The organism is Mesorhizobium sp. M8A.F.Ca.ET.021.01.1.1, assembly GCF_003998025.1.
In the GTDB taxonomy this organism is placed as follows: Bacteria; Pseudomonadota; Alphaproteobacteria; order Rhizobiales; family Rhizobiaceae; genus Mesorhizobium.
On record NZ_RZSJ01000001.1, the window covers coordinates 1 to 21,313 of the forward strand.

Here is a 21,313-nt window from a genome sequence, read left to right on the forward strand (position 1 = left end):
TCGGTCGGCAAGATGATCGCCGAAGCGATGCAGAAGGTCGGCAACGAAGGCGTCATCACGGTTGAGGAAGCCAAGACCGCCGAGACCGAACTCGAAGTCGTCGAAGGCATGCAGTTCGACCGCGGCTACCTCTCGCCCTACTTCGTCACCAACGCCGACAAGATGGTTGCCGAGCTCGAGGACGTCTACATCCTCCTGCACGAGAAGAAGCTGTCCAACCTCCAGGCCATGCTGCCGGTTCTCGAAGCCGTCGTGCAGACCTCGAAGCCGCTGCTCATCATCTCGGAAGACGTCGAAGGCGAGGCTCTGGCCACGCTGGTCGTCAACAAGCTGCGTGGCGGCCTGAAGATCGCCGCCGTCAAGGCGCCGGGCTTCGGTGATCGCCGCAAGGCCATGCTGGAAGACATCGCCATCCTCACCGGTGGCCAGGTCATCTCGGAAGACCTCGGCATCAAGCTCGAGAACGTCGGCCTCAACATGCTCGGCCGCGCCAAGAAGGTGTCGATCTCCAAGGAGAACACCACCATCGTCGACGGCGCCGGCAAGAAGGCCGAGATCCAGGGCCGCGTTGCCCAGATCAAGCAGCAGATCGAAGAGACCACTTCGGACTACGACAAGGAGAAGCTGCAGGAACGTCTGGCGAAGCTCGCCGGCGGCGTTGCGGTGATCCGCGTCGGCGGTGCGACGGAAGTCGAAGTCAAGGAAAAGAAGGACCGCGTCGATGACGCCCTCAACGCGACCCGCGCGGCCGTCGAAGAAGGCATCGTTGCTGGCGGTGGCGTTGCCCTGCTGCGCGCTTCGGCCAACATCAAGTCGACCGGCGCCAACGCCGATCAGGCCGCTGGCATCAACATCGTGCGTCGTGCGCTGCAGGCTCCGGCCCGCCAGATCGCGTCGAACGCTGGTGCGGAAGCTTCGATCGTTGCCGGCAAGATCCTCGAGAACAAGGGCGCGACCTTCGGTTACAACGCCCAGACCGGCGAGTATGGCGACATGATCGCCATGGGTATCGTCGATCCGGTCAAGGTTGTCCGTACGGCTCTTCAGGACGCGGCCTCGGTCGCCGGCCTGCTGGTCACCACCGAAGCCATGATCGCGGAGGCTCCGAAGAAGGAGTCGGCTGGCGGCGGCATGCCTGGCGGCATGGGCGGCGGCGGCATGGGCGGCATGGGCGGCATGGATTTCTAATCCAGCTCTGGCAGCTTTCGCAACGAGAGGGCGGCATCAATGCCGCCCTCTTTTTTTGCGAACCTCGGTCCGATGAACGATCGACGCCAACGCCGGCCATCGGCGTTAGGGCAACCTCAAAAGAACTGTCGAGTTGGTTGCGCGCGGCTTTGCGTCATCAGAGGCGCAAGGCGGTCGCGTGTGAGGATTGCGCGCTCCCATAGGCGGTTTCGGCATGTGCCTCGCCTTCGACATCGACATTGCGGCCAAGCAGGAAATCGGCGGCTTTCGAGGCATGGCTTGCGGCGCGGAAGATGGCGCGGTTGTCCTCGCGCAAAACCGTCAGCCATGAGCCGATGTAGTCGGCATGGCGCACGCTCGGCTCGATGCCGAGACTGCTGCAGATGAAGGCTGATGCGATTTCGGCGACCAGTTCCTCGCGCGCATAGGTGTTGGACCCGAAGGAGCCGGACAGGTCGCGCGCGAGTCGCCTCGGGTGGCCGGTCCAGTGTCCAAGCTCGTGAAAGCAGGTCCGGTAATAGTCGATCTGGTGGAAGAAAGCCGGCTGCGGCGGCACCTGTATGGTGTCGCTGCCGGGCATGTAGAAGGCGCGCTCGCCGCCGATGCGAAAATCAGCGCCGGTTGCATGAATGAGCGCCTCGGCCTGCGGGACCATCTCGCGCTCAGGCAGAGGCTCGCCGGCGGCGTAAAGATGTTCGGGCAGATTATCGCACTGCGCGACATCGAAGACGGTGAAGCGCTTCAGGAAGGGCACCGCCTGCGGTTCGTCGCCATCGGTGTCGGCGCGTTGCTTTTCGTTCTTGGGAACAAAGCGGTCAGCGTGAACGATGGTGGTGCCGTGCTCGCCCTTCCTGACATTGCCGCCAAGCGAAAGCGCCTGCCGGAAGGTGAGCCAGTTCTGGCTGGGGAAACCGCGCTCGATGACCGCGCCCCACAGGATCAGGATATTGATGCCGGAATATCGGCGCTGGGTGGCCGCATTCCGCGGCAGGCCGAGGCCTGTCCTTGCCCTGCCCCACGGCTTGACCCATGGCACGGTGCCGCGCTCCAGTTCGGCAATGATGCGGTCGGTGATTTCCTGATAAAGGCTGGCGCCGGTGCGCCCGCCACTGTCTGCGCCAGCCTGTCGGCTGCCGCAACGTTTGTTGTTTGCACGCATCGTGATGTCCTCCGCTCTACAATCGCGCGCCCTCCCCGGAAGCGGGGTGGGCGGCAAAAGCGACCGGAAAGGCCCGCCGTCGGAGGCGGACTGCATCAGCAGGACCGGAACGGAGTGGAGGACCCGAAAGCGACAAGCGAAGGGTTGCGGGACGCCGCGGCGGGCCTAGAAGGGAGTGCTGCCCACCCTGCGCCAGGGGGAAGGCCACAATAGAAAGACGCCGGCCGACAGGCCGGCGACCGTCAGCAGCCGAAGGCTGCCCCGCGCCAGGGGGCGATGCCGCAGGGCCAAGACCGCCTGAGCTTGCCGAAGAAAAGCGGGCTCGGTTCACGAGCACCCGGCCAGCGACTTCAGGCGCGGGCGCTCAGGATTGTTGTTGGCGCCCACGGCAGCTGGATGACCGCAACAAGATTACGAGGAGCGACAGCAAAGCCAGCTGCCACAAACGGCACGCTCCGGCAACAACAGCGTGGCCGGTCTACAGATGCTGCCCCGCACGAGAGCCAGCACGCTTTGAGCGCGCATCGGCGATGCAAGCGTTGCAAGCTGGCCATGTCCACAAGGTCGGCGACCACTATATCGCCGACCACCAACGCGGGCGTACCGTCTAAGTGCAGACCTTTCGCGAGTGCGCGGACCGCGCATTTCATCTGCGATGGCCGGATCTTGCATTCCCGCTTGAGCTGCTCAACGTCAAGGCCTACACGCGCTGCGATCTTGAGAGTGACCCTTCAACTGGGGGAAATCATAAGGGCGCGGTGGAATTCGTCGAACTTTCCCTGTTTTCTCGAGGCGAGTGCGGCGAAGGCTGGGAATTGGGAATCCGGTCCCAGGACCGGGAACTGTTTGATCACAAGCTTCAGATTGGGTTCATGCTTGAAGGCTTTTTGGTAGTTGATATCAGCCAGTCTGCAATGCGGACAGTTGTGGTAGTCATTGAATATGACCAGAACGGCATCGCCTTGCGGGTTGCCGGCGATTGGCGAAGGAGATCGTTGTCGAATGCGCCGCTCCACTTTTGCCTGTCGGTCGACCACGCCTGCCGGTGCAGGTTCGCGCTATATTGGCTCGCCAGCAAGGCGAGGAGTAAAAGAAGAGCTGCGACAGTGATGGCAGTCGGCTTAGACATGAGTCTCCAATCCATGGACGGCGTGGCAGCAACGGCCGCCTTTTTGGTGTAAAATGGGTCAGTTTTGATCGTGCCCCGCAGTTGCTACAGGCGCACAGGTGCCGGTGCGATCTGGCGGTTTCTCAAATACGGCTTTGCGCCATCGGGTCCACCCCAATAGCTGAGCGTCGTTCGCACGGGGAATTGTGTTCACCACGCCGGGCGACTTGACCGTCCACCGCCGGAGCGCTGAACGGTCCGCTAGTGAGGCGCTCCCCGAATCGTCGTTTATCCCGCTCGCCCCGGACCGGGTGACAGCCAGCGTTGCCGCTACGCTGCGGAGAAAAACCGTCAGCGCGTGGCATTCGGACATAAGCTGATCGACGCCAAGAATAAGCCCCACGGAGGTGACCGGTGCGGCCGGAACAAGAAAGAGCGTTGCAGCCATTGTGACGAGGCCTGCACCGGTAATGCGGGTTGTTCCGTTCGAAGGGAACAATGCGACAAACAGCATGAGGATCCGGCAGCCGATCGGGAGATCAGTTTTCGTCGCTTGGGCGATGAAAAGGGCGGCGAGCATCATATTCGTGCCGTCCAGATTGAATGGAATGAGACCCACGACCGAATGCGTGGCGCCGGCCCTTTCCATCTTCTCCATGAGCGAGGCCAGCGCGGCCTCTGAGGAGGACATTGCGAGCAGCAGCTCGTCCTTGATGTATCGGACGAGAGAGAAGAGCGAGCGGCCGTTGTAGCGGCAGACCGCGCCGAACAGGACCGAGAGGAACAAGACTTGCAGGATGTCGCCTTCCGCGAAGGCATTGGCAATCGTTGACGGGATGATGTTCATCAGGAAGCTGGTCACGGACTGCTCGTGAGCCGTGGCCACATAGCCCTTAACGGCTTGGACATCGAGCGAGGCCGGATCGATGTTGAGGCCGGCGCCAGGCTGAACGATATTCGCGACAATCAGCCCGACAACAAAAGCGAGCGTCGAAAAGGTGAGAAAATAGACCATCGCCTTGGCGGCAACTCGGCCGACCTTCTGCAGATCGCTCATGCCGGCAATGCCGGTCGCCATTGTCAGGAAGATGACAGGTACGGTGATTATCTTGACGACATCGACGAAGGCATCGCCGAGCGGCTTCAGGCTGTGGCCGGTCTCCAAATGGAAATAGCCGATTGCGGCACCCAGGATTATGGCGGCAAGTACCTGCACGTAGGTCCGGGCAAAATGGCGCTTGCGGGGCGCTGCGATCGCGCGGGGAACTCTTGGAACCAACACCGTCTCTCTCCTTGACCGGATCGGGGTGGGGCTCCTCCCTCTCCCATGCAGTGCTCCGGTCGAACGCTGCGCCCACTTCGGCGCAAACGATGTGCCAAATAGCAAAGAGGGGAAAACGCGCAGGACCTCACGCAATGCTTGCGATTCGCTCTCCCACACTCGTGCAGTGGTTGCCTGTCGCAACTATGGAAGGGTCGATTCTTGGGAACTCCAAAGGCCGCTCTTTGCGTCGAGCAGCTTGGCTGCCTGGAAGGTTCCCTCTTTGCCTTGCGGTCTGCGAGCTGAGTCCAGATCGTCATCATTTGGCTGCGCGCCGCACGGGGCTCGAAAGATTCAATCGAGGACGGGTCCTCTTGGAAAACGGGGGCAGCGTTGGTCAAGCCCTTCCACCCTGCTGTCCCAATGGTGTTCAGAAGCTCAGTTCACGATCAAGCGATGGATCAGCGTCATCTGGCGTTTGCGCCATCGCGGCGGCGTTGCAACGGGTCTGCCAAAGATGAGAAGGCCGCGAGGCAGGGTCCGAGACCTAGACTCCAACCTCATAGCGCGCTCGGCTCGCGTTCGGAAGGTTCGAACCGCAGCACGATCAGGTGGCGACACCGTTGGTCGGAACCGGAACCCGACGAATGATCGTTCGTGACCGACATCTGTGAACAAGCAGTATGTGTCATTGCAATCACCACCCGTTGCGCGGAAATGCCCATATGGCCGTGAATGAACTGGATTTGGTGATTTTCCAGATGGCGGTGGAAAGCGTCCGCTTGCTCTCTTCAAGCTTTGATGAGAAGGCGGCTGAGATAGCCACGAGGAGCCGTGGTAGCCTTCTTTTTGACGTGCGGGTGGACGGTGACCTGGAGGTCCAGCGAGTCGCAGCCATTGGATATCCAGGCGACAAGATCGGTGTGGTGGCATTGGACCGAGAGGGCCTTGTTAGCTGTTGTTGCCTAGTCAATGGCACCTTCTCACCTTTCATTGCACCGTTGGAGAACTGGACCAGCATGCCCCTTTCGATGCAGGCCCAGATCGATGTCACAGGCTATGCGAGGCTCCTTCTGGCCGCCTTGCGAAATGCTGGACATATGCTGGACAGGTAGCATCGCGATGATGTCTGTGATGAGATGGTGCAAACGGCTGGATGAGGCGATCGCTTGCTGGCAGCTTTGGCAACAAAGCGATCGGTGAGTTCGCAATGCTGGAACACGTCCTTTAGACTCTGCAGTTAAGTTAGCGGACTACCATCTGACGAATGCCCTCTGACAGTCTGCATGGCGCGGCATGCCCTCTTAGGAATGCAGCCGTGGTTCTACACCATCGGCTGTTTTTGTGTCGAAGGCGACGGGCACGCCATGAACGAAGGAAGCGGCCGCCAACAGTTCCTCCAACTCGCGGTCGGTGGCCTTGCATGCCGGCATTAGTGTTCGGATGGCGCGGATCGCCTGCGCCATGGAGAGAAAGCGGACCCTTCCCCTGGAAAGGACATAGGCTTCTGCGGCTTTTTCGACGGTGACGGTGTGAAACGAATTGGTCATGACGAATTCCTCCCTGAACCCTGACCAACCCGACTTATGGCACGAATTCGACCGCCTTCAAGCCTATGTCCGATTGCGGACAATAGCTGCGATTCGTTCAAAACCGCTGATGCTTTTGGGCGACCTGGTGAGGGGCAAGGAGACGTCGGCTGAACCCGTTTCAACCGACATGCTTCAGGCAGCGGCCAGGCCGAAATAACGCTGCTCCTCCTTGTCATAAGCGCCATGTGTGAGCTTTATCAATCCGGCACGGTCGATGATCGTGATCTCGCCGCGCTTGGCGTGCACCAGTCCTCGATACTCAAGCATTTGCAGGGCCGTGGTGACCCCGGGCGGTGGGCGCGAGCATGGTCGCCAGAAATTCATGCGTCGGGAGGATCTTATCTCCTTCCGCACGGTCGTGGACCATCAGCTGCCAGCGGGCCAGCCGTTCTTCGATCTTGGAGTGGCCATTGACCAGTGCCGTCCGGCATGATTGGACGAGGAACGCGTGGGCATAATCCAGCACTGAGGTGCGAAGCGACGGGCTAATCGCAGGGCGAAGGTTTTCAACCGGCAGGCGCCAGGTAGTGCTTTCCTTTCCGAGAATGACGGCAATTCCTTTCATCCCGTCATAGCCGACAATGCCGACTTCACCTTGCCGCCCGCCGGTCATGGTGGCGACCACCGACGCGATGCCCCTCTCGGGAAAATATACGTTCTTGATCGGCTGATGCGCGACCTCCAACTGGTCCTTGATGCCCGGTTCGACGTGATGCAGCGATGGTCGCAAAAGCGCGAAGTCCTGCGGGGTGAGGGCTTCAGCACCTGGTCGCGAAAGAGGGATCGGGCAAGGCTCTCTTCCAACGGGGCAAGAGCGCGTACGTCTTACTGTCGGCTGCACCGAAGTAAATGCCGGCCGATGCCAAAGCATAGGCTTCGAAACGCGCGATTGCAAAGCCCTGTCGGGGCAGTGCAGTCATGCTAGAAGTCGCGCCGCCTACGATAGGCAGCGGATGACATGATTCCCTTCTGCGGCGGCCACCAAGAACGGCTCGGGCACGCTTTAATCGTTCATACACAAGCTCGCAGGAATGTAAGCAGCGGAACAATCGGGTGATTCGTACCGCCCTGCCCTTTCAGAGATCAAGTCATTGGACGTCAATTCGGCTGGAACGCCTCGTCGAACGGCCCAGGAAAATGCAGCCGGATGAGCAATGGTGGTTCACCTTATGTGCGGTCCCGGATATGCGGTCCGGCGGCTCATCTCCCAATAGCTTGTCGATGGGGAAGTGGAACTCGTCATGTCGCCGCGAACCGTCACCGCGCTAGCGGGGCTCTTTTGAAGACGCCGGTGTTTTTCTTTGTGGAACTGAATCTGTGAGGTGATTGATGCATGAATCAAACATTTGCGTATTTCCGCTGCATCGGCGACGTATATTGGTCGAAAGTATCGCCCAGGCCCTCGAGACCAAGAACGGCGAGGCGGCGAGTGCGTTCTGGCGCTGTGCTGCCAAGAAAATGCTCATTCAATTGTCCGATGTAGGAATTGCGCCAGAGCTCGCTGCGCAGGAGGTTGGAAGCCTTCTTCATGCGGTCTTGGACGACATGGCCAACCGAACGGTAATGCACAAAGCATAGGCTCGGGCGCTGTTGGACCGCGCGTCAGCTCGGGTCCTTATCAGGGGACTGCTCCGACTGGCCGACGGTCCGGCCAAACCGGCATACCGGCAAAGGTTTGAGGTTGCGATCGCTCACGGCGGCCGGTCCAATATTCTAAGACGACCTCAGAAGCCACGTTGGCTTCTTTGGACGAAGCGGAGGGGCGCCATTTTGGCGTGCTCACGCTGGACTGCGGGTTGCGCCTACGGAAATCCAAAGTCCGGCCGCGCGAGCCAATCGACCGGAACAGTCGAAAGCTCGTGGGGGCGGGTCCGCTCACCCTCACGGCGGCGGTGGCGGCCGTGAGCAGACTTAACTCAAGTCACGGCTGAGCATCCGCAGGCGCTATGCCGATTGGATGAGAACTGGTTGCCACAACACCGGCCCGTTGAGGCGTCCCCTCCAGCGGATGCGCAAGAGACTGGCGTAGGAAATATCGAGGAAGCCGGCGACTGCCTCGGTGTTGCCGACCTGCTTGGGCTGTCCGATACGTGACAACGGCCAGGTGGCGAGACGAAGGATCCTTTCGATGCGCGTATCTGTCACCGTTACGATCCCGGAGAGATTGTTGGCCAAGCCGAATTCGATGATCCCCGCGAAGAGCTCGTAGGTTGCTTGGGCCAGGCCGCCAGCTGCCTTCGGCGCTGTCGCAGGGAGATCGAGCGCGAAACGACTACTCTCCCAGATATCGGCACTCGCAGGGACCACCATCTCATCCAGCAGCGTCGGAAACGTATCGCGCAACATTGTCGGTCCGGTGGTCGGCAAAAGGCGGACGCAGCCGCAAGTTCGCCAATCGGACCCCTTGAGAAGCAGGTAGACGGGGTTCAGGCTGTCAAACGGGTCCGTTTCCATTTCGCCTTCGGTCTGCACTTCCCAATCGAGCCGCTTCTTGAAAACCCGATACCTAAGTCCGTGCATTTCCTTGAGTTCGCTCGCAAACTCGGCGTAGCAGTCGGGTGTTATCAGCTGCATCATTGTCGTCTCCGTGCGGGATGTGTCCACGCAATCGAAGGGCAAAGCCGTCATGAATGCAGCCTGTAGACCTTTACAGCTAGACTTGGAGAGGATCAGGATCTCGCCCGAGCAGCCATCCGCACTACGGCCTGGTTGATGGTTCGCACGCCAAGCTTCGCCTTGGCGTTTTCCTGATGGAAGGTCACGGTGCGTTTCGAGACACCGAGAATCTGGCTGATATCCCAGGCCGACTTGCCGCACGCCGCCCATTTCAGGCACTCGAACTCCCGCCGGGTGAGCGTTATGCCATCTACCACGCAATCTTCGGCGAGCCTGCGCCGGGCATGGATATGAACGTTGATCGCAACCAGTTGCATTGCTTTTTCGTAGCGCGTCAGCGACCTCAGAAATGGCGGATGCGCCTCGTTGGAGGCGAAGGTCAGTGCGGCGAACCGGCCGCGATGATCATGCATCGACATGGTCAGTCCGCCGCGAATGCCGAACTCAGCTGCTTTTTCCAGGACTTCCTGCTGAGAGGTCGGCAAATAACGGTGATCGCGGTCCACACCCCAGTCGAAGGTATCCCAGCCCCGCAGTCCCCGCAGGATCACGGGATCCACGCTGTGGTAGCGCTGTTGCAGGTAATGTGATGTCCATGATGATGGATAATTCGAGATCAATCGCGGCCTGTCGCCGGAAGCGGATGGGTAGGTGAAATAAGCGAAGAGCGGAAAGTCGAACCCGGCTGCGGCGGACGCCATTGCCTCATGGAGATCGACGGCATCGACGCTTGCAGAGAGTTGCTCGACCAAGGTTTCAAATACGCGATGCATCTGCGCTTAGCGTACCTCGCGGAGGTTGCTGGAAGCCGACGGAGACGTGGTTCTAAATGATGGCCTGTCCCTGCAGGGCATACGACGCGCCGCCGTCATCACCGCAATTGCTGTGCTGCTTCCGATTGGAGAGAGCTCCGCCCACCTGACCAACTACCGATGGGTGATATTGCGACGTTATCGATGAGCCGCGTGTCGCCAAGCCAAGCCGCAGCAAGCAAGCGTGCCGGTCGGTCAAGGCTTGCTAACGATTGCAGGTCTGTTTCTCCGCGCAGCTCCAGGTATTCGAGCTCGCGATAGCCGGCAGCCAGAATTGCTGCACGCGCTTCATCAAGCGTAGGCAGGATGGGGGAGCCGCGTGCAAGCCGCTCGGCCGTATCGAGCAGGACCGATGCTAGTTTTGGGGCAATGGCGCGTTGGGCTGGGGAGAGCCGCACGTTACGCGACGATAGCGCAAGACCATCGGCTTCGCGGACTGTCGGACAGGGCACAATAGTGATCGGAATGTCGAGATCCCGGACCAAGCGCCTGACAAGCTGAAGTTGCTGAAAATCCTTTTCGCCAAAAAAGGCGAAGTCAGCGCCGGCCTGCAGGAAGAGCTTGGCCACGACCGTCGCCACGCCATTGAAATGGCCGGGCCGGAATGCGCCGCAAAGGCATTCGCTGATGCCGGACACTGAAACGGCCGTGGCGAAGCCCACCTGGTACATTTCCTCTGTGTCCGGCACATAGAGCAGATGCGTGCCCAGCAGAGCGAGCTTGGCAGCATCGTCGCTTTCCGTCCGAGGGTAGGCAATCAGGTCGGCGGGGCTGTTGAACTGCTTGGGGTTTACGAACAGCGTCACGATCACCCGCTCGGCCCTTTCGAGCGCCTTCCGCACGAGGCTCAGATGCCCGTCGTGCAAGGCTCCCATGGTCGGCACAATACCGATCGTGGCACCCGAGCGACGCCATTGCGCAACGACGCCGCGCAGCTCGCTCACGGTTCGAGCGATCGGCACGCTCATGTGAAGTCACCGGCCTTCAAGGCGTTGACATAGAGATGTTCGACCGCCGGAAAGTGCCGGTTCCGCACATCGGTGGCGTAAGCGGCGATTGCCGCCTCAGCCTGCTCACCGAGCTCGGCATAGCGTTTGACGAACTTCGGCCGAAATGAGGTGAAGAGCCCGAGCATATCGTGGCTCACCAGAATCTGGCCGTCGCAAGCTGGCGAGGCACCGATGCCGATTGTGGGTATGTCGATATCGGCGGTTATCTGCCGTGCAAGCTGCTCCGGTATCTTTTCCAGCACCAAGGAGAAGGCGCCCGCTTCGGTTACCGCCCTGGCGTCGCGCCTGATCCGCTCTGCATCGGCTCCCCGGCCCTGCACACGATAGCCTCCAAACGTGTTTACCGCCTGCGGCGTCAGGCCCACATGGGCCATGACAGGTACGCCGCGCGCGGTAAGGAAGCGGATGGTTTCCGAGATGGTCTCGCCGCCCTCGATCTTTACCGCTGAACAACCGGTCTCACCCATCACGCGCGCAGCGTTGCCGAAAGCGTGCTCTGGGCTTTCCTCGTAGGAACCGAAGGGCAGGTCGACGACCATCAGCGCGTGTTCAAGGCCGCGGCGAACGGCCTGTCCGTGCATGATCATCATGTCGAGCGTGACCCCCAGCGTCGACGACAGGCCGTGCAGCACCATGCCGACGCTGTCGCCGACAAGAACGATGTCGCAGTGGCGATCGAGCAGCCTCGCGACCGGCGTGGTGTAGGCCGTCAAGCATACAAGTGGCGTCTGGCCTTTTCGCGATCGAATATCTGGAGGAGTCATCCCTTTTATCTCACCAGCCGCGCTCAACCGAGGCCCCTTCCCTTACGTTACCAACAGCGGGTGTCGCGTTTGGCATATTTTTGTGCGACTGCGAAGAGCTAAAAACAGCGCTTGAGTACTCTGGTGTTGACGTGCTGGCTTCCAAGGTTACATTCAATCGATTAAGGCGCTCCGTTGGGCCAACCCGCTTTCGCAAACATGGATCCTCAGACAAGAAGAACCAAGAAAGGCAAAGCCGCCGTCAAAGCTGACGAAGCCAAAGTGGACCTGACTGCCGTCGTGGTCGCCGTAAACGACAGTGAGCCCTGTGTCCTCACAGTCGGTCATGCGGACACCCTCCCTTCTGGACCTTTTGCCCTTGAGCATCGATCACTGCAGTCGGGTTTGAGGGGGTGGGTGGAGCAGCAGACCGGCCATGCACTTGGATACATCGAGCAACTCTACACCTTCGCCGATCGCGATCGCATCGGCACTGAGCGCCACCAGCGCGTCATCTCAATCAGCTATCTCGCATTGACCAGGAAGGAACAGGCAACGAACTCGGCCGCGTGCGGCTGGCAAAGTTGGTACGAATATTTTCCCTGGGAGGACCACCGCTTCGGCACGCCGCCTGTGCTGCTCGATAGATTGCGGCCCCGCCTGATTGAGTGGGCCGGCGGCGCCAGCGAGCCGACCACTCAACGCGAGCGCCGGCAGCGCGCTGCGATAGCCTTCGGCTTCGACGACCGCCATTGGAACGAGGAACTCACGCTCCAACGCTACGAGTTGCTCTATGAAGCTGGTCTGATTGAGGAGGCCGGTGGCGGCAGGGACGCGATTGCGGCCGCGGCTGGCAAACCAATGGTCGCTGACCACCGTCGTATTCTGGCAACCGGGATCGCGCGGCTGCGTTCGAAGATCAAATACCGGCCGGTCGTGTTCGAGCTTATGCGGCCTTCCTTCACGCTGCTGCAACTGCAGCGAACCGTGGAAGCTTTGGCTGGCAGGCTGATCAACAAGCCGAACTTCCGGAGATTGGTCGAGCAGCAGGAACTTGTTGAGGAGACCGGGGAGACCTCCCTCGACACGGGCGGCCGACCGGCGAAGCTTTATCGCTTCCGGCATGCCGTCCTCGACGACAGGGCTATCGCCGGGACAAAATTACCGCTGGCGCGGGCTTGACATACTTATAGTCAAGGTAGATATATTCCCTTATTGTCAAACCGAATATAATCGAGGCGCCAATGACTGGGGCGTTACCTATGGCTGCGTCCCTGTATGAGCGTGTCCGGCGGGTGATCCCACCCGTTGAATGGCTCGCGTTCGCCGGCGATATTGAAGCCATCTTAGCGCTGAAGCGTGAGCGCAATGCGGTGGTGCTGGCGCACAATTACCAGACGCCCGAAATTTTTCATTGCGTGGCAGACATCGTCGGCGACAGCCTGGCGTTGGCCCACAAGGCGGTGACGGTCGACGCCGACATCATCGTGGTTGCCGGCGTTCATTTCATGGCCGAGACGGCAAAACTGCTCAATCCGAACAAGACCGTGCTCATCCCGGATCTCCGCGCCGGCTGCTCGCTGGCCGAATCGATCACGGCAAACGACGTGCGGCTAATGCGGCTGCGGTATCCGGGGGTCCCCGTTGTTACTTACGTCAACACTTCCGCCGCCGTAAAAGCGGAGTCCGACATCTGCTGCACGTCCGGCAACGCCAAGGCGGTGGTGGAATCGCTTGGCGTGGCGCGTGTGCTGATGCTCCCGGACGAATATCTGGCGAGGAACGTGGCAGCCGATACAGACGTCGAGATCATCGCCTGGAAAGGCCATTGCGAGGTGCATGAGCGCTTCACCGCAGCAGACATCCGGGAACTGCGCGATGCCCATCCAGGCGTCATCGTGCTGGCCCATCCAGAATGCCCACCAGACGTTGTCGCGGAGGCGGAGTTCTCCGGCTCGACCGCGGCGATGTCGGATTATGTCGAGCGTGAGAAACCGACGCGTGTCGTCCTTCTGACCGAATGTTCGATGAGCGACAACGTCGCGGTCGCGCATCCCGACGTCGAGTTCGTTCGCCCATGCAATCTGTGCCCGCACATGAAGCGCATCAACCTGGCCAACATTCGCGCCGCACTCGAGCAGAACCGGCATGAGGTCCGGATTGATCCCGAAATTGCCGGCCCCGCCCGCCGCGCGGTCGAGCGCATGCTTTCCCTATGACTCTGGAGGTTCGCGACATCGCCGGGGCGCCGGTCGTCATCGGCGGCGGCATTGCCGGCCTGATGACGGCGCTTCATCTGGCGCCGGAACCGGTCGTGCTTTTGACCAACGCGCCGCTTGGAACCGGAGCCTGCAGTGAACTTGCCCAGGGCGGTCTTGCGGCAAGTCTCGGGGGCGACGACGGCCCAGATTTTCACCTTTGCGACACGATAGCTGCCGGCGACGGACTCTGCGATGAGGCCACGGTGCGGCGAGTGGTACGAGCTGCACCCGAAGCGATTAGGACGATCCAAAGGTTCGGCGTCGACTTCGACCAGCACCCTGACCGCGCGTTGCGACTTGGGCTCGAGGCGGCACACTCGCGACGGCGAATTGTGCATGCAGCCGGCGACGCCACCGGTCGCGAGTTGGTGCGCGCGCTCGTCGCCGCGGTTCGGCGTACAGCCTCGATCACCATTATCGAAAATGTGGAGGTCCGCCGGCTGGTCGTGCAGGACGGGTCGGTCATCGCCGTGGTCGCAGCAGGACGAGCCGGCGCGCTCGCTCTGCCCACGCGTCGCGCGGTGCTGGCGACCGGCGGCGTCGGCGGGCTGTTTTGCGACACGACAAACCCCGCTGGCTCATGGGGTCACGGGCTGGCGCTCGCCGCATGGGCGGGGGCGGAACTCGCCGACTTGGAATTCATACAGTTCCATCCAACTGCGCTCGACGGTCCGCGCCGGCCGATGCCGCTGGTGAGCGAAGCCGTGCGTGGCGAAGGCGCGGTGCTCATCGATGAGCGAGGAGAGCGCTTCCTCGCCGACACACCTGGCGGTGAACTTGCGCCTCGCGACGTCGTAGCGCGCGCCATTTGGCACCAGCTTGCCGTTGGACGCCGCGTATTCCTGGACGCACGGCAAAGTCTCGGCCCGAGATTTGGCAAGCGTTTTCCAGGCATCGCCGAATTGTGCCGGAGCGCAGGAATCGACCCCGCGACCGACCTGATCCCGGTGCGCCCGGCGGCACATTATCACATGGGCGGCGTCGCCGTAGACAGCGCCGGCCGCAGCTCCATCGAGGGATTGTGGGCCTGCGGTGAGGTGGCCTGTACCGGCCTGCACGGCGCCAACCGCCTGGCCAGCAACTCGCTCACCGAAGCGGCGGTCACCGCGAGCTGGGTTGCCGAAAGCGTTGCCGGCACGTCGTATACCCGGCGACCGCGCAGATGCTCCACATTCGTCCCTCCACGACCAGACGCTTCCGTGGTCCGCCCGATTGTCTCCGCCGCCCTGGGTATCATCCGCGACGGCGAGGCAATGCGCGAAGCGGTGGCGACCCTGCTGCCGATCGCAGCCAATAGTGTCGCTGCCTCTGGTCCGGCTTTGGTCTCACTGATGATCGCCGCGGCGGCCCTGAGGCGGGAAGAGAGTCGAGGCGCGCACTGTCGGTCCGATTTCCCGCTCCACGATGCCAACGTGCGCCCATCACGGCTGACACTGCACAGCGCAATGCGGGCCGCGGCCGCACTCGATTGCCGGGCTACCATACGGAGCACTTGATATGACTTCATTCTCCCCCCTCCCCGCGACCCTGATCGAACCGATTGTGCGCGTTGCGCTCCTCGAAGACCTGGGCAGATCCGGCGACCTGACCACCGATGCGGTTATCCCGTATGATTGCACTGCCACGTTGGTGCTCAAAGCGAGGCAGGCGGGCGTCGTTGCCGGGCTCGATCTGGTCTCGTATGCCTTCCTTCTCGTGGAACCGGCGATCAACATCCAGATCTGGCGCCCTGATGGCAGCGAGGTTGGGGCCGGGGAAACCATTGCAAGATTGTCCGGACCCGCACGAGGCCTGCTCACGGCCGAACGCACGGCCCTCAATTTCTTATGCCGGCTGAGCGGCATTGCCACTGCCACAGCGGCCATGGTTGAGGCCGTGCGCGGTCACAAGGCGAGGATTGTATCGACGCGAAAGACGACGCCCGGGCTGCGGGCATTGGAGAAATACGCCGTGCGCGTCGGCGGCGGTGCCAATCACCGGTTCGGCCTCGATGACGGCGTGCTCATAAAGGACAACCACATCGCGATCGCCGGCGATATCCGCACAGCAATAGAGCGGGCGCGCGCCGCAGCAGGGCATATGGTGAAGGTCGAGGTCGAGGTCGACACGCTGAAGCAGCTCGATGCAGCGCTCGCGATTGGTGTTGACGCGGTGCTGCTCGACAATATGTCGGTCGAGGATCTTGCCCGCGCGGTTTCTATAGTGGATGGCCGTACGATCACCGAGGCGTCCGGTCGGGTGATGCCGAAAACGGCGGCGGCGATTGCGGCGACCGGTGTCGATCTCATCTCCATGGGTTGGCTGACGCACAGCGCCCCGATCCTCGACATCGGCCTGGACATGCCGGACCACCAGAACATCTGCAAGCACTTGAACTGAGGATTACGGCGTGAGGAGCAACATCAGCTCGGCAGGCGTAGGAGGTGCTGGAAAGACGTGCCGCAGCTCGCCTTTAGCGAGTGCGCCCCAAAGCCAAGAAGGCGTACCGGACTAGCAAACAAAGGTTTGACGATGACGATTGGAATGAACTCGGAGTTCGACGTGAACCAGACCATGCAATCGGTCGATGGAACGCCTCCGCGATGGAACCGCAAAGAGGCCGAGGCCATCTACGGCATGCCATTCAACGATCTGCTGTTCCTAGCTCAGACGATCCACCGCCAGAACTTCGATCGAAACCGAGTGCAGCTGTCGCGGCTCCTTAGCATCAAGACCGGCGGGTGCCCCGAAGATTGCGGCTATTGCAGCCAGTCTGCGCATTACGAAACCGGTGTGAAGGCGTCGAAGCTGGTGGACGTCAAGCATGTCATCGACGAAGCGGCCATGGCGCGTGATGGCGGCGCAACGCGCTATTGCATGGGCGCGGCGTGGCGAAGTCCCAAGGAGCGCGACATGGAGGTTGTGGTCGCCATGATTGAGGGCGTCAAGGCCCTCGGCATGGAGACCTGCATGACGCTCGGCATGCTCGATCTTGAGCAAGCTGCTCGCCTGAAGCAGGCCGGTCTCGACTACTATAACCACAACATCGATACCTCTGAGCGCTACTATGGCGAGGTTATTTCAACCAGGACTTTTGCCGACCGGCTGGAAACGCTTGGGCACGTGCGCGCGGTTGGGATGAAAGTCTGCTGCGGCGGCATTGTCGGGATGGGAGAAGAAAAGACCGATCGCATCGACATGCTGGTCACGCTCGCGAACCTGCCCGAGCCGCCGGAAAGCGTGCCGATCAACATGCTTATTCCCATCGAAGGCACGCCGCTTGCCGCGGCCGACGCCATCGATCCGATCGATTTCGTCCGCATCGTTGCGCTCGCGCGGGTGATGATGCCGAAATCCTATGTAAGGCTGTCCGCCGGCAGGACGGCGATGAGCGACGAAACGCAGGCGCTGTGCTTCTTTGCCGGGGCCAATTCGATCTTTGTCGGCGACACGCTGCTGACGGCGGGAAATCCCGGCGAGGACAAGGATACCCTTCTGTTCCGGCGCCTCGGCATTGAGCCTATGGAACTCGCCACGCAATGAAGGAGGCAATTCTTGCCCGCTATGACGCAACCTTGCGGGGACTGGGGCGCAAGGACCGGTTGCGGACGCTCGCACCGCGCGCCGGGCTCGACTTCTCGTCGAACGACTATATCGGACTTGCCGCCTCCAAAAGACTGGGCGATGCGGTTTCGACGGCGATTGCGCGGGGCACGCCAGTGGGCGCCACCGGATCGCGGCTGTTGCGCGGCAATGCACCGGAACATGAGCAACTGGAGGCGGACGCAGCGGCATTTTTCGGAGCCGAGCGTGCACTGTTCTTCGGCAGCGGCTATATCGCCAACTTCGCTCTGCTGACGGCCCTGCCGCAGAAAGGCGACCTGCTGGTCCTCGACGAGCTCGCTCATGCCAGCATGCATGAGGGTGCCCAGGCCGGGCGCGCTGAGTTCAAGCTGGCCGCGCACAACGACGTCGACGCTGTCGAGGACGCAATCACCCGCTGGCGCGCCGAAGGCGGCATGGGGCGGGTGTGGATCGCCTTCGAAAGCCTTTACAGCATGGATGGCGACCGTGCGCCGATGGAGAGCCTGGTCGCGCTGGCTGATCGGTACCAGGCATTCATCGTCGTCGATGAAGCGCATGCCACCGGCGTCTGGGGACCGGACGGCCGGGGACTGGCCGCCGCGTATGAAGGCCGCGACAACATCGTCACGCTCCACACATGCGGCAAGGCGCTTGGCGCATCCGGCGCGCTCGTTACCGGACCGCGAACACTGTGCGACTATCTTATCAACCGGTGCCGGCCATTCATCTATGCGACCGCACCATCGCCGCTGATGGCAGTCGCGGCACGTGAGGCGCTGACTATTCTGTCTGACGAGCCTATGCGTCGTGCTCAGTTGCACGAGCGTGTCGCTTTCGCGAGCCGGCAATTGGCCGAACGCTGCGGCGTGATGCCCAGCGGTTCGCAGATCCAGCCGCTTGTGATCGGCGATAACAGCCGCACCATGGCGGTGGCGGCAGGACTGCAGGCACGCGGCTTCGACATACGCGGCATTCGCCCGCCGACAGTGCCTGAGGGTACGTCGCGCCTGCGCATTTCGCTGACTCTCAACGTCGACGAAGCCGACATTTCCGCCATGGTCGAGGCTCTCGTCGGAGTGTTGGCCACAGCATGACCAAACGCATCGTCGTCACCGGAACAGACACTGGAATTGGCAAGACAGTGTTTTCGGCCGGACTTGCCGGGCTGCTCGACGGCTTCTACTGGAAGCCGGTGCAATCGGGCCTCAACGAGGAGACCGACAGCGAGGTCGTCGCCCGGCTTTCCGGCTTGCCCGACGGACGCGTGCTGCCCGAAGTCTATCGACTGACGATGCCGCTGTCGCCGCATCGATCAGCCGAAATCGACGGCGTCGCGATCGAGGCCGACGATCTTTCATTTCCGGTCCTGCCGACACCGCTCGTCATCGAAGGCGCCGGCGGGCTGATGGTGCCGCTCAATCGACAGACAAGGTTCATTGACATATTCGAACAATGGCGGCTGCCGGTCATACTGTGCGCCCGCACCGCGCTTGGCACCATCAATCATACGCTGTTGTCGATCGAGGCCCTGAGAGCCCGCTCCATCCCGCTCATCGGCATTGCCTTCATTGGCGAAGAGGTGGCCGATACACAAAGGACAATCGTGGAATTCGGCGGCGTGCCGCAGCTGGGCAGGCTGCCGCACCTCGGTCCGCTGACGGGTGAAACGTTGAGAGATGCAATGATTTCCGGCTTCGACCTGGCCATGATTGCCGGAGGCGACTGATGGCGGAGTCTCGAGTCTGGCATCCGTTCACGCAGCACGCGCTAGAGCCCTCGGTCCCTGAAATCGTGCTGACTGAAGGCGCCTATCTCCACAAGGCCGACGGCTTCCGCATCCTCGATGCGATTTCTTCCTGGTGGGTCGTCACCCATGGCCATCGCCACCCCCGCATCATGAAGGCCATCGAGACGACCGCGTCGAGCCTCGACCAGATCATCTTCGCGGGCTTCACCCACGAGCCGGCCGAACGGCTGGCCGAGGCGCTTATCGGCATCGCACCCGCCGGCCTCGACCGGGTGTTCTATTCCGACAGTGGCTCCACCTCAGTCGAAGTCGCGCTGAAGATGGCGCTCGGCTATTTCCGCAACATCGGCGCGCCGCGTTCGCGCATCGCCGTCATGGAGCACAGCTATCATGGCGACACGATCGGGGCGATGAGCGTCGGCGCCCGCGGCGTCTTCAACGCCGCCTATGATCCTTTGCTGTTCGAGGTCGACGCCATCCCCTTCCCGGCCGCCGGGCGCGAGCAGGAAACGCTGGATCGGTTCGAGGCCGTTAGCCGCGACCGGCGCGCAGCCGCGCTGATCGTCGAGCCGCTGGTGCTTGGCGCCGGCGGCATGCTGATGTATCCGGCCTGGGTTCTTGCCGAATTGAAGAGGATCGCCGAAGCCTCCGGCACGCTGCTGATCGCCGATGAAGTGATGACCGGCTGGGGGCGCACCGGAACCATGTTTGCCTGCGAACAGGCGTCCGTCTCGCCCGACATCTTGTGCACCTCGAAAGGTCTGACCGGTGGTACCATCCCGCTGGCCGCCACGATCGCCACCGATGCCATCTTCCACGCTCACTTTTCGGAGGATCGCAAGAAGACGTTTTTCCATTCGAGCTCCTACACCGCCAATCCGATCGCCTGCGCGGCAGCACTTGCCAATGTCGAGATCTGGCGTGACGAGCCGGTGGCCGAGCGGATCGCGGTCTTGAGCGCGAGGCAGGCCGCCGGGCTGCAACGCTTCCGGGTCAATCCATATTTCACCGACTGCCGGACAACCGGCACCATCGCGGCACTCGACCTACGCACCGGCTCAGCCGGTTATCTGGCCGAGATCGGGCCAAAACTGCGCGCTTTTTTCCTTGAGCGGGGGCTACTTGTGCGCCCGCTCGGCAATGTCCTCTATCTTCTACCGCCCTATTGCATCACCAGCGACGAATTGGGCGGGCTCTATGACGCGATAGAGGAGGCCGGCGAACGCTTCGGCTCGCGGCCATGAACCTATCGTCGCGCGTTCTCGGCTTCGGCCATCATGCGCCGGCGCGCAAGGTCGAGAACCCGGAAATCGAAGACCGGCTCGGGCTTGAGCCCGGCTGGATCGAGCGGCGCACCGGAATTCGCTCGCGCTTCTGGGCAACAGACGAAGACACGCTGTCGGGCCTTGCCGCCTCTGCCGGCGACATGGCGCTGACCAATGCCGGTATCGACCGCGGCGACGTCGGTCTACTCTTGCTCGCCACGTCGACGCCCGATCACCTTCTGCCGCCAAGCGCGCCGCTGGTCGCACATCGGCTGGGGCTAGGCCGCGCCGGAGCGATCGACCTGACCGGCGCCTGCGCCGGCTTCATCTATGCGCTGATGTTCGCCGACGGGTTCACCCGCCTGCACGGCAAAGCGAGCCTTGTCATCGCCGCCAACATCCTCAGCCACCGCATCAATTTGGCCGAGCGCGCCAGCGCCGTGCTGTTTGCCGATGCCGCCGGCGCCATGGTGATCAGTCCTTGCGATGACCCGGATCGAGGCATTCTCGGCGCTTCGGTGGATTCCGACGGCTCGCGCTACGGGCTAATCCAGATTCCCGCCGGGGGAAGCAACACTCCGTTCCATGCCGACCTCGACCTCGCGCAGACACGGATGACGATCACTGACGGCCGTGAAGTATTCAGCAAGGCCGTGGAGATGATGACCGCCTGCTCGAGAGATGCGCTCACTGCTGCCCGACTGAGGCCGCAAGACCTCGATCGTTTCGTGCCGCATCAGGCCAATGCGCGCATTTTCGACGCGGTCGGCAGGAACCTCGGCATCGCTGATCACTCGATCGTCAAGACGATCGCCGAATATGGCAACTCTTCCGCCGCGACGATCCCGCTCTCATTGTCGCTGGCCCATCGGGCGCAGCCGTTTCGGCCTGGCGAGAAAGTCCTCTTGGCGGCAGCGGGTGCGGGTCTCAGCGGCGGCGCGCTTGTGGTGGGAATTTAGCAAAGCAATGCTTGCGCACAGGACTGCT

22 protein-coding genes are annotated in these 21,313 nt (G+C 61.8%); 13 read left to right on the top strand and 9 right to left on the bottom strand.

Features of this window, described 5'->3' with window-relative positions; all coding sequences use genetic code 11:
* The coding region (groL, locus tag EOA36_RS00005; RefSeq protein WP_127275147.1) for a chaperonin GroEL at positions 1-1,188 on the top strand (1,188 nt) is incomplete at its 5' end.
* A gap of 157 nt (positions 1,189-1,345) precedes the next feature.
* Here groL and EOA36_RS00010 read toward each other — a convergent pair.
* Complete coding sequence (locus EOA36_RS00010; RefSeq protein ID WP_126059319.1) at positions 1,346-2,347, bottom strand: zincin-like metallopeptidase domain-containing protein; 1,002 nt, start codon at positions 2,345-2,347, stop codon at positions 1,346-1,348.
* A 611-nt stretch (positions 2,348-2,958) separates the two neighbouring features.
* Here EOA36_RS00010 and EOA36_RS37910 point away from each other — a divergent pair.
* Entirely contained in the window at positions 2,959-3,528 is a 570-nt protein-coding gene (locus EOA36_RS37910; RefSeq protein ID WP_245454735.1) for a hypothetical protein, read from the top strand.
* A gap of 6 nt (positions 3,529-3,534) precedes the next feature.
* Here the strand turns inward: EOA36_RS37910 and EOA36_RS00020 are convergent, their stop codons facing one another.
* Positions 3,535-4,734: a cation:dicarboxylase symporter family transporter gene (locus EOA36_RS00020; RefSeq protein ID WP_306462679.1), complete on the bottom strand. Its 1,200-nt coding sequence runs from the start codon at positions 4,732-4,734 to the stop codon at positions 3,535-3,537.
* A gap of 707 nt (positions 4,735-5,441) precedes the next feature.
* Between EOA36_RS00020 and EOA36_RS00025 the strand changes: the two genes are divergently transcribed.
* A complete protein-coding gene (locus EOA36_RS00025; protein ID WP_024505560.1) occupies positions 5,442-5,831 on the top strand; it encodes a hypothetical protein in 390 nt (129 codons plus the stop codon).
* A 189-nt stretch (positions 5,832-6,020) separates the two neighbouring features.
* Here the strand turns inward: EOA36_RS00025 and EOA36_RS00030 are convergent, their stop codons facing one another.
* The 3 genes from EOA36_RS00030 to EOA36_RS00035 all read right to left on the bottom strand — a co-directional run bounded on the left by EOA36_RS00030 (position 6,021) and on the right by EOA36_RS00035 (position 7,038).
* Positions 6,021-6,266 (bottom strand): hypothetical protein, encoded by a 246-nt coding sequence (locus tag EOA36_RS00030; protein ID WP_063169243.1) that lies wholly within the window; start codon positions 6,264-6,266, stop codon positions 6,021-6,023.
* Positions 6,267-6,440: 174 nt separating this feature from the next.
* A complete protein-coding gene (locus EOA36_RS38735) occupies positions 6,441-6,575 on the bottom strand; it encodes a hypothetical protein (protein ID WP_256754986.1) in 135 nt (44 codons plus the stop codon).
* Positions 6,568-7,038 carry a hypothetical protein gene (locus EOA36_RS00035; RefSeq protein WP_245454734.1) on the bottom strand — a complete coding sequence of 157 codons (471 nt, stop codon included), beginning with the start codon at positions 7,036-7,038 and terminating at the stop codon, positions 6,568-6,570. The genes EOA36_RS38735 and EOA36_RS00035 overlap by 8 nt, the downstream gene beginning before the upstream one ends.
* 599 nt (positions 7,039-7,637) lie before the next feature.
* Here EOA36_RS00035 and EOA36_RS37915 point away from each other — a divergent pair.
* Positions 7,638-7,886 carry a DUF6074 family protein gene (locus EOA36_RS37915; RefSeq protein ID WP_063169245.1) on the top strand — a complete coding sequence of 83 codons (249 nt, stop codon included), beginning with the start codon at positions 7,638-7,640 and terminating at the stop codon, positions 7,884-7,886.
* 366 nt (positions 7,887-8,252) lie between these two features.
* On the opposite strand, the gene EOA36_RS00045 is transcribed toward EOA36_RS37915, so the two are convergent.
* The 4 genes from EOA36_RS00045 to panB form a co-directional block, all read right to left on the bottom strand.
* On the bottom strand, positions 8,253-8,885 hold the full coding sequence (locus EOA36_RS00045; protein WP_126057769.1) for an acyl-homoserine-lactone synthase: 633 nt from the start codon (positions 8,883-8,885) through the stop codon (positions 8,253-8,255).
* A gap of 92 nt (positions 8,886-8,977) precedes the next feature.
* Entirely contained in the window at positions 8,978-9,697 is a 720-nt protein-coding gene (locus tag EOA36_RS00050; RefSeq protein WP_126057768.1) for a LuxR family transcriptional regulator, read from the bottom strand.
* Between the two features lie 98 nt (positions 9,698-9,795).
* Complete coding sequence (panC, locus tag EOA36_RS00055; protein WP_024505565.1) at positions 9,796-10,704, bottom strand: pantoate--beta-alanine ligase; 909 nt, start codon at positions 10,702-10,704, stop codon at positions 9,796-9,798.
* Positions 10,701-11,537, bottom strand: coding sequence for a 3-methyl-2-oxobutanoate hydroxymethyltransferase (panB, locus tag EOA36_RS00060; RefSeq protein ID WP_126063927.1), 837 nt, complete (start codon positions 11,535-11,537; stop codon positions 10,701-10,703). The genes panC and panB overlap by 4 nt, the downstream gene beginning before the upstream one ends.
* A 171-nt stretch (positions 11,538-11,708) precedes the next feature.
* Between panB and EOA36_RS00065 the strand changes: the two genes are divergently transcribed.
* The 9 genes from EOA36_RS00065 to EOA36_RS00105 all read left to right on the top strand — a co-directional run bounded on the left by EOA36_RS00065 (position 11,709) and on the right by EOA36_RS00105 (position 21,285).
* The gene (locus tag EOA36_RS00065) at positions 11,709-12,671 is read left to right on the top strand and encodes a hypothetical protein (protein WP_126063926.1); all 963 of its coding nucleotides are present in this window, start codon (positions 11,709-11,711) and stop codon (positions 12,669-12,671) included.
* A 62-nt stretch (positions 12,672-12,733) separates the two neighbouring features.
* Positions 12,734-13,708, top strand: a complete 975-nt coding sequence (gene nadA, locus EOA36_RS00070; RefSeq protein WP_126063925.1) for a quinolinate synthase NadA — start codon at positions 12,734-12,736, stop codon at positions 13,706-13,708.
* On the top strand, positions 13,705-15,246 hold the full coding sequence (locus EOA36_RS00075; protein ID WP_127275148.1) for an L-aspartate oxidase: 1,542 nt from the start codon (positions 13,705-13,707) through the stop codon (positions 15,244-15,246). The genes nadA and EOA36_RS00075 overlap by 4 nt, the downstream gene beginning before the upstream one ends.
* Before the next feature lies 1 nt (position 15,247).
* A complete protein-coding gene (nadC, locus tag EOA36_RS00080; protein ID WP_024505570.1) occupies positions 15,248-16,129 on the top strand; it encodes a carboxylating nicotinate-nucleotide diphosphorylase in 882 nt (293 codons plus the stop codon).
* A gap of 174 nt (positions 16,130-16,303) precedes the next feature.
* On the top strand, positions 16,304-17,272 hold the full coding sequence (gene bioB, locus EOA36_RS00085) for a biotin synthase BioB (RefSeq protein ID WP_245454882.1): 969 nt from the start codon (positions 16,304-16,306) through the stop codon (positions 17,270-17,272).
* Positions 17,269-18,408, top strand: a complete 1,140-nt coding sequence (locus EOA36_RS00090; protein ID WP_024505572.1) for an 8-amino-7-oxononanoate synthase — start codon at positions 17,269-17,271, stop codon at positions 18,406-18,408. Before bioB ends, EOA36_RS00090 begins: the two co-directional genes overlap by 4 nt.
* The gene (gene bioD, locus EOA36_RS00095) at positions 18,405-19,040 is read left to right on the top strand and encodes a dethiobiotin synthase (protein ID WP_063169254.1); all 636 of its coding nucleotides are present in this window, start codon (positions 18,405-18,407) and stop codon (positions 19,038-19,040) included. Before EOA36_RS00090 ends, bioD begins: the two co-directional genes overlap by 4 nt.
* Complete coding sequence (locus EOA36_RS00100) at positions 19,040-20,305, top strand: adenosylmethionine--8-amino-7-oxononanoate transaminase (RefSeq protein ID WP_126080683.1); 1,266 nt, start codon at positions 19,040-19,042, stop codon at positions 20,303-20,305. The genes bioD and EOA36_RS00100 overlap by 1 nt, the downstream gene beginning before the upstream one ends.
* On the top strand, positions 20,302-21,285 hold the full coding sequence (locus tag EOA36_RS00105) for a beta-ketoacyl-ACP synthase III (RefSeq protein WP_126063924.1): 984 nt from the start codon (positions 20,302-20,304) through the stop codon (positions 21,283-21,285). Before EOA36_RS00100 ends, EOA36_RS00105 begins: the two co-directional genes overlap by 4 nt.
* Positions 21,286-21,313 lie beyond the last annotated feature (28 nt).